Annotated in this window: 13 protein-coding genes; 2 read left to right on the forward strand and 11 right to left on the reverse strand. The window is 61.8% G+C overall.

All coding sequences use genetic code 11. From position 1 onward, the window contains the following. Positions 1-66: 66 nt before the first annotated feature. The 6 genes from PQQ52_RS01640 to PQQ52_RS01665 form a co-directional block, all read right to left on the reverse strand. On the reverse strand, positions 67-1857 hold the full coding sequence (locus tag PQQ52_RS01640; RefSeq protein WP_408206232.1) for an acyl-CoA dehydrogenase: 1791 nt from the start codon (positions 1855-1857) through the stop codon (positions 67-69). Between the two features lie 103 nt (positions 1858-1960). Further along, entirely contained in the window at positions 1961-2896 is a 936-nt protein-coding gene (locus tag PQQ52_RS01645; protein WP_408206234.1) for an electron transfer flavoprotein subunit alpha/FixB family protein, read from the reverse strand. Positions 2897-2909: 13 nt separating this feature from the next. Continuing rightward, positions 2910-3659 carry an electron transfer flavoprotein subunit beta/FixA family protein gene (locus PQQ52_RS01650; RefSeq protein ID WP_408206236.1) on the reverse strand — a complete coding sequence of 250 codons (750 nt, stop codon included), beginning with the start codon at positions 3657-3659 and terminating at the stop codon, positions 2910-2912. A gap of 262 nt (positions 3660-3921) precedes the next feature. After that, positions 3922-4722: a MetQ/NlpA family ABC transporter substrate-binding protein gene (locus PQQ52_RS01655; protein WP_408206238.1), complete on the reverse strand. Its 801-nt coding sequence runs from the start codon at positions 4720-4722 to the stop codon at positions 3922-3924. 33 nt (positions 4723-4755) lie between these two features. After that, entirely contained in the window at positions 4756-5409 is a 654-nt protein-coding gene (locus tag PQQ52_RS01660) for a methionine ABC transporter permease (protein ID WP_054037200.1), read from the reverse strand. Beyond that, positions 5399-6433: a methionine ABC transporter ATP-binding protein gene (locus PQQ52_RS01665; protein ID WP_408206240.1), complete on the reverse strand. Its 1035-nt coding sequence runs from the start codon at positions 6431-6433 to the stop codon at positions 5399-5401. Before PQQ52_RS01665 ends, PQQ52_RS01660 begins: the two co-directional genes overlap by 11 nt. A 251-nt stretch (positions 6434-6684) precedes the next feature. On the opposite strand from PQQ52_RS01665, the gene PQQ52_RS01670 reads away from it, so the two are divergent. Continuing rightward, on the forward strand, positions 6685-7587 hold the full coding sequence (locus PQQ52_RS01670) for an alpha/beta hydrolase (protein WP_408206242.1): 903 nt from the start codon (positions 6685-6687) through the stop codon (positions 7585-7587). A gap of 161 nt (positions 7588-7748) precedes the next feature. Here the strand turns inward: PQQ52_RS01670 and PQQ52_RS01675 are convergent, their stop codons facing one another. Next, complete coding sequence (locus PQQ52_RS01675; RefSeq protein ID WP_408206244.1) at positions 7749-8549, reverse strand: enoyl-CoA hydratase; 801 nt, start codon at positions 8547-8549, stop codon at positions 7749-7751. Between the two features lie 78 nt (positions 8550-8627). Continuing rightward, positions 8628-9551, reverse strand: coding sequence for a histone deacetylase family protein (locus PQQ52_RS01680; protein WP_408206246.1), 924 nt, complete (start codon positions 9549-9551; stop codon positions 8628-8630). 283 nt (positions 9552-9834) lie between these two features. On the opposite strand from PQQ52_RS01680, the gene mltB reads away from it, so the two are divergent. Continuing rightward, on the forward strand, positions 9835-10983 hold the full coding sequence (gene mltB / locus PQQ52_RS01685) for a lytic murein transglycosylase B (protein WP_408206776.1): 1149 nt from the start codon (positions 9835-9837) through the stop codon (positions 10981-10983). Between the two features lie 132 nt (positions 10984-11115). Here mltB and cysM read toward each other — a convergent pair whose 3' ends face one another. The 3 genes from cysM to rfaD all read right to left on the reverse strand — a co-directional run bounded on the left by cysM (position 11116) and on the right by rfaD (position 13760). Beyond that, on the reverse strand, positions 11116-12018 hold the full coding sequence (gene cysM, locus PQQ52_RS01690; RefSeq protein WP_408206248.1) for a cysteine synthase CysM: 903 nt from the start codon (positions 12016-12018) through the stop codon (positions 11116-11118). A 270-nt stretch (positions 12019-12288) separates the two neighbouring features. Then, positions 12289-12690, reverse strand: a complete 402-nt coding sequence (locus PQQ52_RS01695) for a ComEA family DNA-binding protein (RefSeq protein ID WP_408206249.1) — start codon at positions 12688-12690, stop codon at positions 12289-12291. 77 nt (positions 12691-12767) lie between these two features. Beyond that, positions 12768-13760 (reverse strand): ADP-glyceromanno-heptose 6-epimerase, encoded by a 993-nt coding sequence (rfaD, locus tag PQQ52_RS01700; protein ID WP_408206252.1) that lies wholly within the window; start codon positions 13758-13760, stop codon positions 12768-12770. Positions 13761-13839: the final 79 nt, after the last annotated feature.

Raw genomic sequence — 13839 nt, forward strand, 5'->3', positions numbered from 1 at the left:
CAAAACAGGGCGCCGTTTGTTTTTATCTACGAGCTTTCCGCTACTTAGCTCGAGAGAAGCGCGGCATCAGAACTGATCGTCCGACAACGCCAGCACACTCTCCCCACCCTTCGCGCTAATGATCGACGCTTCCAGCGCCGACGCCAACGGCAACACATGCTCCGCGTAGAACTGCGCCGTCGCGATTTTCGCGCCGTAGAACGACGGATCTTCGTCGCGCTTTTCTGCCGCCACGAGCAACGCACGCGCCATCTGCCAGCCACCCAGGACAATGCCGGCCAGCTTCAGATACGGCACGCTGCCCGCAAACACTGCGTTCGGATCGCTCCTCGTGTTGGCGACAACGAAATCGACCGCCGAACTCAGCGAGCGATGACCCTGCGCCAGATACTTCTTCATCGAGTCGAACGCGGCGCCCTGTTGCGCGCCGAGCGCGTCGATCGTTTCCGTCACTTCAGCGAGTAGCGACTTCGCCACCTTGCCGCCATCACGCACGGTCTTGCGGCCGATCAGGTCGTTGGCCTGGATCGCGGTCGTCCCTTCGTAAATCGGCAGGATGCGCGCGTCGCGGTAATACTGCGCGGCGCCGGTTTCTTCGATGAAGCCCATACCGCCGTGCACCTGCACGCCGAGGCTCGTCACGTCGATCGACAGCTCCGTGCTCCAGCCCTTCACGATCGGCACGAGGTATTCGTAGATCGCCTGATGCTCAGCGCGTTTGGCTTCATCAGCATGACGATGGGCGATATCGCAGTGAGCCGCGGCGACATAGGCCAATGCGCGCGAGGCTTCGGTAAGGCCACGCATCGTCGCGAGCATGCGGCGCACATCAGGATGCTGAATGATCGCCACCGACTGCTTCGCGGAACCATCCACAGGCCGGCTTTGCACGCGATCCTTCGCATACGCCACAGCCTTCTGATACGCGCGATCCGACACGCCGACGCCCTGCATCCCCACCGCGAAACGCGCCGCGTTCATCATGATGAACATGTACTCGAGGCCGCGATTTTCTTCGCCGATCAGGTGACCGATCGCGCCGCCGTGGTCGCCGAATTGCAGCACCGCGGTTGGGCTCGCCTTGATGCCGAGCTTGTGCTCGATCGACACGCAATGCACGTCGTTACGTGCACCGAGCGAGCCGTCTTCGTTGACGAGAAACTTCGGCACGATGAAGAGCGAAATGCCCTTCACGCCTTCAGGTGCATCTGGCGTGCGCGCCAGCACGAGATGGGCGATGTTTTTCGCCATGTCGTGCTCACCCCACGTGATGAAAATCTTGGTGCCGAACAGCTTGAACGAACCATCGCCCTCCGGCACGGCGCGCGTGCGCACCAGCGCGAGATCGGAGCCGGCCTGCGGCTCGGTCAGGTTCATCGTGCCAGTCCACTCGCCGGAAATCAGCTTGGGCACGTAGGTTTGCTTCTGCTCTTCGCTACCCGCCGTGAGCAACGCCTCGATGGCGCCATCCGTGAGAAGCGGGCAAAGCGCGAACGACAGGTTCGACGCGTTCAGCATCTCGATACAGGCTGTGGCGATCAGCTTGGGCAGGCCTTGGCCTTCGTAGTCGACCGGATGTTGCACGCCTTGCCAGCCGCCTTCGCCGAACTGGCGAAATGCGTCCTTGAAACCGGGCGTTGCGGTGACCACGCCATCCTTCCAGCTACTCGGATTGCGATCACCTTCCACATTCAAAGGCGCCAGCACTTCGCCGCACAGTTTCGCCGACTCTTCGAGCACCGCCTGTGCTGTCTCGAGATTCGCGTCTTCGAAGCCCGGCAGCGTCGCGATGTGTTCGAGGCCGGCCAGTTCTTTCATCACGAACAGCATGTCCTTGATGGGCGCCGTATAGCTCATTTTGGTTCTCCTCCTGTCTTTCGATATAAAAAGGGCGCCGGACTTGATAGGTCGCGCGCCCTTTCGTGTGCTGCCAGACGCCTTTTAACCGGCGCTGCGGCGCTTAGCCAAGCTCGCTAACGAGTTCCGGCACGAGCGTGAACAGGTCGCCCACCAGACCATAATCGGCGACGCTGAAAATCGGCGCTTCCGGGTCCTTGTTGATCGCGACGATGACCTTCGAGTCCTTCATGCCGGCCAGATGCTGGATCGCACCCGAGATGCCGACGGCCACATACAGTTGCGGCGCGACGATCTTGCCGGTCTGGCCGACCTGATAATCGTTCGGCACGAAGCCCGCATCGACCGCTGCACGCGATGCGCCGAGCGCTGCGTTCAGCTTGTCGGCCAGCGGCTCGAGAACCTTCGTGTAGTTCTCGCCGTTGCCGAGACCCCGCCCACCCGAGACGATGATCTTCGCCGAGGTCAGTTCCGGACGGTCCAGCTTCGTCACTTCACGGCTGACGAACTGCAACAGGCCGCTGTCGGCTGCCGCTTCGATCTTCTCGACCGTTGCGCTGCCGCCTTCGGCCGCCACCGGGTCGAAGCCGGTCGTGCGGACCGTGATGACCTTGATCGGATCTTGGGATTGAACCGTTGCAATAGCGTTGCCTGCGTAGATCGGACGCTCGAACGTGTCGGCGCTGTCTACAGCGGTGATGTCGCTGATCTGTGCAACGTCGAGCTTCGCAGCGATACGCGGCGCGATGTTCTTGCCGTAAGCGGTCGCCGGCGTGAGGATGTGCGAATAGTCCTTCGCGATGTTCAGCACCGTCGCTTCGACGTTTTCGGCCAGGCCTGCTTCGAGTTGCGGCGCGTCGGCCAGCAACACCTTCGAAACACCCGCGATCTTCGCTGCGGCATCGGCCGCGGCTTGCGCGTTGTGACCTGCCACCAGCACGTGAATATCGCCACCGATCTTCTGCGCCGCTGCAATCGTATTCAGCGTCGCGGCCTTGATCGACGCGTTATCGTGTTCTGCAATTACCAGATTCGTCATTTCGTCCGTCTCCTCACAGCACCTTGGCTTCGGTCTTCAGCTTCTCGACCAGCGTCTTCACATCCGGCACCTTCACACCGGCAGAGCGCTTCGGCGGCTCGACAACCTTCAGCGTCTTCAGGCGCGGCGTCACGTCGACACCCAGGTCTTCCGGCTTGACGATTTCCAGCGGCTTCTTCTTCGCCTTCATGATGTTCGGCAGCGTCACGTAGCGCGGCTCGTTCAGGCGCAGATCGGTCGTGATCACAGCCGGCAAGCTCAGCGACAGCGTTTCAGCACCACCGTCCACTTCACGCGAAACCGTAGCCTTACCGTCGGCCACAACCACCTTCGAGGCGAACGTGGCTTGCGGCAGATTCGCCAGCGCAGCCAGCATCTGGCCGGTCTGGTTCGAATCGTCGTCGATGGCCTGCTTGCCCAGGATGACCAGCCCAGGCTGTTCCTTGTCGACCAGCGCCTTCAACAGCTTGGCAACCGCCAGAGGCTGCAGCTCTTCGTTCGACTCGATCAGGATCGCGCGGTCCGCACCGATCGCGAGCGCCGTACGCAGCGTTTCCTGCGCTTGCGTTACGCCTGCCGACACGGCGATCACTTCGGTCGCCACGCCCGCTTCACGCAGACGAACGGCTTCTTCAACTGCGATTTCGTCGAACGGATTCATCGACATCTTCACGTTCGCGATGTCGACGCCCGTGCCGTCCGATTTGACTCGAACTTTCACGTTGTAATCGACCACTCTCTTGACTGGCACCAGGATTTTCATGCACACGCTCCAAAGTTACGAATACGTCAACCCAACGAACATTATAACGACTGCCCTGTCGCAGCAGCCGTGTCGCGGGCGCTCTAGCAGGAGGATATCGCTCCTCAGCGGCGTGACGGCAATATCGAACGATCGTACTATTTTAATCTCGAAAAAACCCGGGCGACAACCCCGGGTTAAGACTTACGACTCTAATTTGCATTGCCGTCGTATCTTGTGGTGCCAACAATCGGGAAAACCGGTCGAAAAACCGGCCGTCAAATCACCAGGCGGTGGTCACCGCCCCACCGAACTTGCCCTCGACGAACTGCTTCACTTCTGGCGAATGATAAGCCGCGACCAGCTTGGCGACCCACGGCTTGTTCCTGTCAGCTTCGCGAATTGCGATGATATTCACGTATGGACCTTTCGGGTCTTCGATGGCGATCGCGTCCTGCTTCGGCTTCAGACCGGCTTCCATCGCGAAGTTCGTATTGATCGCGGCGGCGTCCACGTCATTCAGCGAGCGCGGAATTTGCGCCGCGTCGAGTTCGACGATCTTCAGCTTCCTCGGGTTGTCGACGATGTCGAGCGGCGTTGCCTTGAGGCCGGCGTCCGCGCGCAGCTTCAGCAGACCCTGCTTTTGCAGCAACAGGAGTGCCCGGCCGCCATTGGTCGGATCGTTCGGTACCGCGATCTTCGCGCCCGGCTGCAATTCAGCCAGCGTCTTCACTTTCTTCGAATAGATGCCCATCGGGTACGTGACGGTATCGGCGATCCGGATCAGTTTGTAGCCGCGGTCCTTCACTTGCGCCTGCAAGTACGGATCATGCTGGTAGCTGTTCGCGTCCAGGTCGCCGCCGGCGAGTGCCGCGTTCGGCTGCACGTAGTCGGAGAATTCGACGATCTTGATGTTCAGACCGTTCTTTGCCGCGACCGTCTTCACGACTTCCATGATCTGCGCGTGCGGACCGCCGGTGACGCCGACCTTGATCGTGTCTTCAGCGTGAGCCGCCGTGGCGGCAGCGAACAGCGACGCGGCGCCGAGCGTGGCGGCCAGCTTGAGAATGAAACGACGTTGCATGATGACCTTTTCCGAATCTATTTATTCTGTTGTTTACTTATGGCTCAAACGACGCACGAGCCAATCCCCGAACGACTGCACCAGTTGCACGAAGACGATCAGAATCACCACGACCGTCACCATCACTTCCGGCAGGAAACGCTGATACCCATAACGAATGCCCAGATCCCCGAGCCCGCCGCCGCCGATGGCACCGGCCATCGCCGAATAGCCGACCAGCGACACGAAGGTAATCGTCAACCCGGCGACCACGCCCGGCAGCGACTCCGGCAACAGCACCTTGAAGACGATCTGGCTGGTGGTCGCGCCCATCGCCTGCGCCGCTTCGATCAGACCGCGATCGACTTCACGCAAAGCCGTCTCAACCAGGCGCGCGATAAACGGCGCTGCGGCGATCGTGAGTGGCACCACGGCCGCAGCCGTGCCAATCGACGAACCCACCACGAGGCGCGTAAACGGAATCACCGCGACCAGCAAAATGATGAACGGCGTCGAGCGCACTGCGTTGACGATCACGCCCATCACGCGATTCACGGCGATGTTCTGCAAGACGCCCTGACGGTCCGTCAGATACAGCAGCACGCCGAGCGGCAGACCAACTGCAGCGCCGACCAGTCCGGAGATGCCCACCATCACGAGCGTTTCCCAGAAAGACTGGACGAACATATCGAACATTTCACTCAACATACGACAGCTCCTCTACCACCACACCCTGTTCGCGCAGATACGTCAGCGCCTGTGCGACCTTCGCCGGTTCGCCGCCCGCGAGCACCGCGAGCGAGCCGAACGCCTGCCCCTGGATCTCGTCGATCTGGCCGTGCAGGATGTTGAAGTCGAGTTCGTAGCGGCGAATCGTTTCCGACAGGATCGGCTGATCGACACCCGAGCCGGTGAACGCGAGCCGCAGCAGGTGCCCGCTGCCGGTCTTCAGACGTTCGGCCACCCGCGCCTTCATCGCGGGCGGCAGTTCTTGAGCAATCACGTCGCCGATCAGCGCACGCGTCACTTCATGATGCGGCTGCAGGAACACATCGATGACCTTGCCCTCTTCGACCACACGGCCCGCATCCAGCACCGCGACGCGGTCGCAGACCTGCTTGATCACGTCCATCTGGTGCGTGATCAGCACGATCGTCAGGTTCAGTTCTCGATTGATGCGCTTGAGGAGGTCGAGAATCGAGCGCGTAGTTTCGGGATCGAGCGCAGAAGTCGCTTCGTCGGAGAGCAGCACCTTCGGCTTGCTCGCCAGCGCACGCGCGATGCCAACGCGTTGCTTCTGCCCACCGCTGATCTGCGCCGGATAACGGTCCTTCTGCGCCGACAGCCCGACCAGTTCGAGTAGCGGCAGCACGTTCGCCTCGATCTCATCGCGCTTCATGCCGGCGAGTTCGAGCGGCAACGCCACGTTCTCGTACACGGTGCGCGACGACAGCAGGTTGAAGTGCTGGAAAATCATGCCGATTTCGCGACGCGCCTCGCGCAATTGCGCGGCGGGCAGCGTCGTCAGATCGCGGCCGTTGACGACGATGTTGCCTTCGCTTGGGCGCGTCAGCAGGTTGATGGTGCGCACGAGCGTACTCTTGCCCGCGCCGCTTCGGCCGATGATGCCGAACACCTCACCTGCCGGGATCGACAGATTGACGTTGTGCAGCGCCTCGACCCAGCCCCGGGGTCCTGCAAAGCGCTGGGAGATATTGCTTATTTCGATCATGGAAAAACGAAACGGCGGAGTTTGCCAACGAGCGCTGTGCGCTCCCGACAAGCGGCCGCCGTTACTTTTATTGGGATTTGAGCCCGCAATTCTACCGCAGCGTCGTCATTCGCTTTAATAATCAATTACGATCTTTTCATAACCATAAGGCATTAGAGGTGCGCCCGGCACGAGAGGCTCACGCCTGCGCGCCTGCTGCGACTATGATCGGGCGAACCAGAATCAGGACACGCTCAGGATAAATGGCCGCTATGGAAACAATTCGACCCGGCAATGTGCGCCCCGCTGCGGGTGCGCCAAAAGGCGGCGCCGCGTGGCGCTCGACGGTTACGACAAGCGACGGCATCGAACTGCCGTTGTATCGCTGGCCCGCCACGGCACCATTGCGCGGTACGGTCGCGCTGGTGCACGGGCTCGCGGAGCACGCCGGGCGTTACGCGGCGCTGGCGGATCGGCTGAACCCGGCCGGCTTTGAACTCATCGCCATCGATTTGCGCGGACACGGGCATGCGCCCGGCAAACGCGTGTGGGTGAACCGCTTCGACGACTATTTGCTCGACGCCCAAGCCTTGCTCGATGAAGCGGCAACCAGCTGCGCACCGTTATTTCTGATGGGCCACAGCATGGGCGGCGCGGTCGCGGCGCTCTACGCAATCGAGCGGCTGGAGGCAAGCGGTCGCCGGCTGAGCGGCCTGATCCTGTCGAGCCCTGCGCTTGCGCCGGGCCGCGATGTGCCGCGCTGGATGCTCAAGGTGAGTCAGGTGATCAGCCGTATCTGGCCGACCTTTCCGGCGATGAAGATCGACGCAGCCTTGCTGTCGCGGCTTCAGCCCGTGGTGAACGCCAATCGCAACGATCCGCTGGTTCATCACGGCGCGATTCCGGCGCGGACGGGCGCGGAGTTGTTGCTGGCGATGGCGCGCATCGAACGCGGTCGTGCGGCTTTACGTGTGCCGCTGCTGGTGTATCACGGCACGGCCGACAAGCTCACCGAACCCAATGGCAGCCGCGATTTCGGCGCACACGCGGGCTCGCCGGACAAGACGCTCACAATGCACGAAGACAGTTATCACGAGACGATGAACGACCTCGACCGCGATCGGGTGATCGCCGCGCTGATTGAATGGATCGAGGCGCACTTGCCCAAAGCCTGAGCGCCGGACAGCGTTTCGACATAAGCACGGAGTTGAATGCACGGAGTTGAGTGAGTTGATGCGCGGACGCCCCACGGTTCAGCATCGGAGGGCATTCAGAAGTTCAGGCGTCCGGACAAGTCGGTGCGGGAGTAGGCCCCGACAAGAACGGTTCAGTCCGGCTAGTGCTTCCAGTCGGGCGGGCGTTTGTCGATGAAGGCCTGCACGCCTTCGAGCGCGGAGTCGTCCATCATGTTGCAGGCCATGGTCTGGCCGGCGAGCTGATACGCCGCTTCGATGCCCATTTCGAGCTGACGATAGAAAAGACCTTTGCCGGCGCTCACCGCTTCGACGGGCTTCGCACAGATGCTTTTCGCGAGCCGCGCGACCTCTGCGTCAAGCGCGTCTGCCGGAGCGATGCGATTCACGAGGCCTTGCTGCCGCGCTTGCACGGCGTCGATAAAATCGCCGGTCAGCAGCATTTCGAGCGCAGCCTTACGCGATAGATTGCGCGACAGCGGCACCGCAGGCGTCGCGCAGAAGAGGCCCAGGTTGACGCCCGAAACGGCAAAACGCGCGGTGTCGGCAGCGACCGCCAGATCGCACATCGCGACCAGCTGACAGCCGGCCGCCGTGGCGATGCCTTGCACGCGCGCGATCACCGGCTGCGGCAAACGCTGGATCGTCAACATCAGTTTCGTGCAGCGCGCGAACAACGCCTGGTAGTAAGCCAGCGACGGCGCCGCGCGCATTTCCTTCAGATCGTGCCCCGCACAGAACGCGCGGCCGGCGCCCGCGATGACCACCACCCGCGCATCGGACGCCGCCAGCGTCGTCAGCGCCGACTGCAACTCGTCGAGCAGGGCTTCGGAGAGCGCGTTGAAGGCATCGGGTCGATTCATCGTCAATCGGACGACGCCGGGCACGTCATAGGCGTCGTGTTCGATCTCGACCAGTGAAGCGCTGCGCACATCGGCATTCATGGCTCGGTCCTCGTAGATTTCATGCGGTTCGCAGCGTTCGCGCATGCGACGTCCGCGCAATTCTTGCGGCGTGGCAGCTCAGATCCCGGCCAGCGCGCGCACATGCGCGACCACGCTGCGCCCAAGCGCCGACAGGTTGTACCCGCCTTCGAGACAGCTGACGATCCGCCCGCGCGCATAACGCGTCGCAATCTCGCCTACCTGGTCGGTGATCCATGCGTAGTCATCTTCGACGAGACCCATGTTGCCGAGATCGTCCTCGCGATGCGCGTCGAAGCCGGCCGAGATGAAGATCATCTCCGGCTTGAATTCATGCAATCGCGGCAGCCACAGCATATCGACCACCTCGCGCACCGCCATGCCTTTCGAGCGTGCCGGCATTGGCACATTGCACATGTTGGGCGCCTGGTTGTCGGCGCCGGTAAACGGATAGAACGGGTGCTGGAAGATGCTGCACATCAGCACACGCGAATCGCCCGAAAAAGCCGCTTCCGTGCCGTTGCCGTGATGAACGTCGAAGTCGATGATCGCCACGCGCTGCATGCCGTGCGCGTCGAGCGCATGGCGCGCGGCGATCGCGACGTTATTGAAGAAGCAGAAGCCCATCGCACGCGCCGGCTCCGCGTGGTGGCCTGGCGGGCGCACGCTGCAGAACGCGTTGTCGTAGCGGCCCTCGATCACGGCGTCGGTCGCGGCCACCGCGGCGCCGGCCGCGCGCAACGCGGCCTGCAAGGTATGCGGGTTCATCGACGTGTCGGGGTCAATTTCGGCGAGGCCCTGCGCGGGCGAACGGCTGCGGATGTAATCGACGTGGGCTTGCGTATGCACGCGCAATAGCGCGGCGTCATCGGCGAGCGGCGGCGACTCGCGCTCGATCAGCGAGTCGATGCGGCTCGCGATCAATTGATCTTCGATTGCCTGCAGGCGCGCCGGGCATTCGGGATGCCACTGCCCCATATCGTGCAGCAAACAATCAGCGTGGGAATAAAAGCCTGTTGCCATGATTCTCGTCTGCGGCGCGGCGCTTTCAAAGCGCGCGCGGCGTGTCTCCGTCCAGGGGCGCGCGCACTGGGCGCGCCAACATTTGCCAAGTTACCACACGATGCGGCTGTGACGTCGCAGGCACAGTTTTGCAGAAAGCGTCGGGTATACTGCCCCGATCGGTTTTCCCCCTGTCTCTTTCGCACTGCGCCCCTAGCTCACTATGACCGTCAAGCTTGCTCTGTCTGCACGAAACCGGCTACGCATGAAGACCGTGGCCACCGCACTGTCCGTCGCATCGTGCATGTTCATGGCAACCCGCCCGGCGATGGCGCAAAGCGCCGGGAAGCAGCCACCGCTGCTGCTCGCGCAAAGCCAACCGCAAGCGGCGGTGCCGCAAGGGCAAACCTTCGAAGAAGAGATCATTCCGCAACGCTACGCGAATAACCCGAATGTCGACGCGTTCATCAACGACATGTCGGCGCGCTACGACTTCGACGAAGCCGCACTGCACGCCCTGTTCGCACGCGTGAGCTATTCGGCCACGGCGGTCAAGCTCGTCACGCCGTCGCCCTCGCCGTCGATCAAGAACTGGCGCGTGTATCAGTCGCGCTTTCTCGACCAGGTGCGCATCAACGCCGGTGTGCGCTTCTGGCGCGCCAACCAGGACACGCTGCAACGCGCCTACGAAGAGTTCGGCGTGCCGCCGGAAGTGATCGTCGGCATCATTGGCGTGGAGACGATTTACGGGCGCTTCATGGGCAACTTCCGCGTACTTGACGCGCTGACCACGCTCAGTTTCGACTATCCGAATACCGCCAATCGCGGGGATCGCCAGGCGACCTTCCGCAAGAATCTCGAAGACTACCTGGTGTGGACGCGCGATTCGCAAATCGATCCGACCACCGTGCTGGGCTCCTACACCGGTGCGATCGGGATTCCGCAGTTCCTGCCGAGCAGCATCGTGCAATACGCGGTGAGCTATGACGGCAACAAGCAGATCGATCTGCGCACGAGTCAGGCGGATGCAATCGGCAGCGTGGCGAATTATCTGCGCCAGAACGGCTGGGAAAATGGCCGGCCGGTGGTGTGGAAGATCGGCACGGACGCTGGCAGCCTGGGCGTAGCGCAAGCGGCCGCCGACGGGAAGCCGGAGCCGCATTGGCCGCTGGACCAATTGCTCCGTGCCGGACTGCTGCTGAACGAGCCGGGAATCGATATCGCTTCGGAAGCCGGCACGCCGGTGACCGTGGTCGATCTGCCGTCGCCGGGGCGTGGTACCGAGTACATGCTCGGCTTGAAGAACTTCTACGTGCTGACGCGCTATAACCGCAGTTTCTTCTACGCACTCGCGGTTTATCAATTGGGCCAGCGGGTCAAAGCGCAGATGGAAGCAAGCGACGCGGCGAATGCCAGCAGCAATCCGGCGGCGCCGAGCGCTGCCTCGCAATAGGCTAAGCGGCGGCTGTCAGGCACTCGCCGCGTCACGAACGGGTAGCACGCGACACAAAAAAAGCGCCGGCTAAACCGGCGCTTTTTTATTGGCTAACTCAGATCGAGCGCCGCTCAATACGCCGCGGCGCAATCAAGCCGGGAACACACCCGTAGACAGATACCGGTCACCCCGATCGCAGACGATAAACACAATCGTCGCATTCTCGACCTGGCGCGCGACGCGCAGCGCCACTTCACAGGCCCCGCCCGACGAGATGCCGGCGAAGATCCCTTCAACCGAGGCCATGCGCCGCGCCATGGCTTCGGCTGCGGCCTGGCTCACGTTCTCGACACGGTCCACGCGGCTGCGATCGAAAATCTTCGGCAGATAAGCTTCCGGCCATTTGCGGATGCCGGGAATGCGCGAACCTTCTTCCGGCTGCGCGCCGATGATCTCGATCGCCTGATTCTGCTCCTTCAGATAGGCGGACACGCCCATGATTGTGCCGGTCGTGCCCATTGACGAGACGAAGTGCGTGATGCGCCCTTCGGTATCGCGCCAGATTTCCGGGCCAGTCGTCTCGACGTGCGCGGCCGGATTGTCCGGATTCGCAAACTGGTCGAGGATGATGCCCTTGCCTTCGCGCTGCATCTGTTCGGCCAGATCGCGCGCGTATTCCATGCCGCCCGTCACCGGTGTCAGCACGATCTGCGCGCCATAGGCTGCCATGCTCTGACGACGTTCCACCGACAGATCCTCCGGCATGATCAGCACCATCTTGTAGCCGCGGATCGCCGCCGCCATCGCCAACGCGATGCCGGTGTTGCCGCTGGTCGATTCGATCAGCGTATCGCCCGGCTTGATGCGCCCGCGCGCTTCCGCTTTCTTGATCATCGACAGCGCCGGGCGGTCCTTCACCGAACCCGCAGGATTGTTGCCCTCGAGCTTCGCAAGGATCACGTTATTGCGACTGCGGATCTCGTCATCAGGGAGCCGCACAAGTTGCACGAGCGGCGTATTGCCGATCGTGTCTTCAATCGTTTTGTAAGCCATATCGGTTCTGGAGCTGTCGATGCGCGGAGTCTTTAATCCGTCGATTCTAAACCACCGTGCGCGCGGCTGCCGTGCGGCCCTTCTGCCCGCATGGATGCAGGCACGCATTACCGCGACTCAACGCAAAAAGCCCGCGGCCGAGAACCGCGGGAGCCAGTCATCTGCATGACAGCTGAAGGAGTGTTCTTACCCACTCCGACCATGAAGGGGAAACGGCAACGGACCGGACGCGCAGAGGTGACCCGCCTCGCGCGCACGGCCCGCGTCAGGCTATTTCTTCACCGCCACTGTGGCGTTGCTCTTTTGGGTCGCTGCAGCACTGGATGAGTTGGCCGCATTGGTGCCATTGCCCGCAGCGGGCGCGCCCTTGCTCTGTGCAGACGCCGCAGTCTGCGTGTTAGCAGCCGCGCCAGCCGGACCGACAGCGAGACCCTCCGCCTGCAGGCGCTCGACGGTATGCCCGCCCATGCCTTTGACGCGCTTGCCGAGATCGGACGGGTCCTTGAACGGACCATGCGCTGTACGCTCTTCGAGAATGGCTTTCGCTTTGGCAGGACCGATGCCCTTGATGCCACGCAGCGCATCTTCGTTAGCCGTGTTGACGTCGACCGCCGCATACGCGTGACCGAAAGCGGCGAGCATAGCCGCGGTAACCAGAATTTTTCGAAACATATGGAATCTCCCTCGTACAACCGGTTGGCGACCATCACCAACCGGGAGATTCCAGTTTAAAGAGGTATCCGAAAGATTTACACCTGGCCGAATAGCCAACGTACGTAGCGATCGACACCTTCCTGAACGCTCAGGAACGGCGCGTCGTAGCCGGCAGCACGCAGCTTCGACTGATCCGCTTGCGTGAAGCACTGGTACTTGCCACGCAACGCGTCAGGGAACGGAATGTATTCAATCAGCCCGCGCTGCACCTGCTCGGCAAGCGAAAGCGGTGGTTCATTGTTCAGCGCGCGCAACGTGTTGACCACGGTGGTCGCAATGTCGTTGAACGGCTGTGCACGGCCGCTGCCGAGATTGAAGATGCCCGATTTCTCGGGATGATCGAAGAAGTGCAGATTGACCTTCGTCACGTCTTCGACCGAAACGAAATCGCGCGTCTGCTCGCCGGCTGCATAGCCGTTGTATTCGCCGAACAGCTTGACCTTGCCTTCTGCCCGGAACTGGTTGAAGTTGTGAAACGCCACCGACGCCATGCGCGCCTTGTGCGTCTCGCGCGGCCCATATACGTTGAAATAACGGAAACCGGCAATCTGGCTTTTCGCGGTGGGCAGCACGCGGCGAACCACCTGGTCGAACAGGAATTTCGAATAGCCGTACACGTTCAGCGGCTGCTCAACCTCACGCTCTTCCACGAAGCGGCTCGAGCCACCATAGGTTGCCGCCGAAGATGCGTACAGAAACTGGATGTTCTGCGCGAGGCAGACATCGAGCACGTCGCGGCTATAACGGAAGTTGTTCTCCATCATGTAGCGGCCGTCGGTTTCCATCGTGTCCGAACAGGCGCCTTCGTGGAAAATCGCACGTACTTTGCCGAAGTCACCGCGCTTGAAGCGCTCGACAAATTCGGTCTTGTCGAGATAGTCGTCGATCTCGCAGTCGACGAGATTCTTGAACTTGTCCGCGCGCGTGAGATTGTCGACCGCGATGATACGTTGTTCACCGCGCTCGTTGAGCGCCTTCACGAGATTGCTGCCGATAAAACCGGCCGCGCCGGTCACGATGAGGGTCATGATGATCCTGCGGTAATGAGTTCAGTTGATGCGCTGCGTTTCCCGGCGGTTTCCGCTGCCTCGCGCCGCCGAAGGGCGC

The sequence above is a fragment of the Paraburkholderia sediminicola genome (assembly GCF_046030555.1).
Taxonomy (GTDB): Bacteria; Pseudomonadota; Gammaproteobacteria; order Burkholderiales; family Burkholderiaceae; genus Paraburkholderia; species Paraburkholderia sediminicola_E.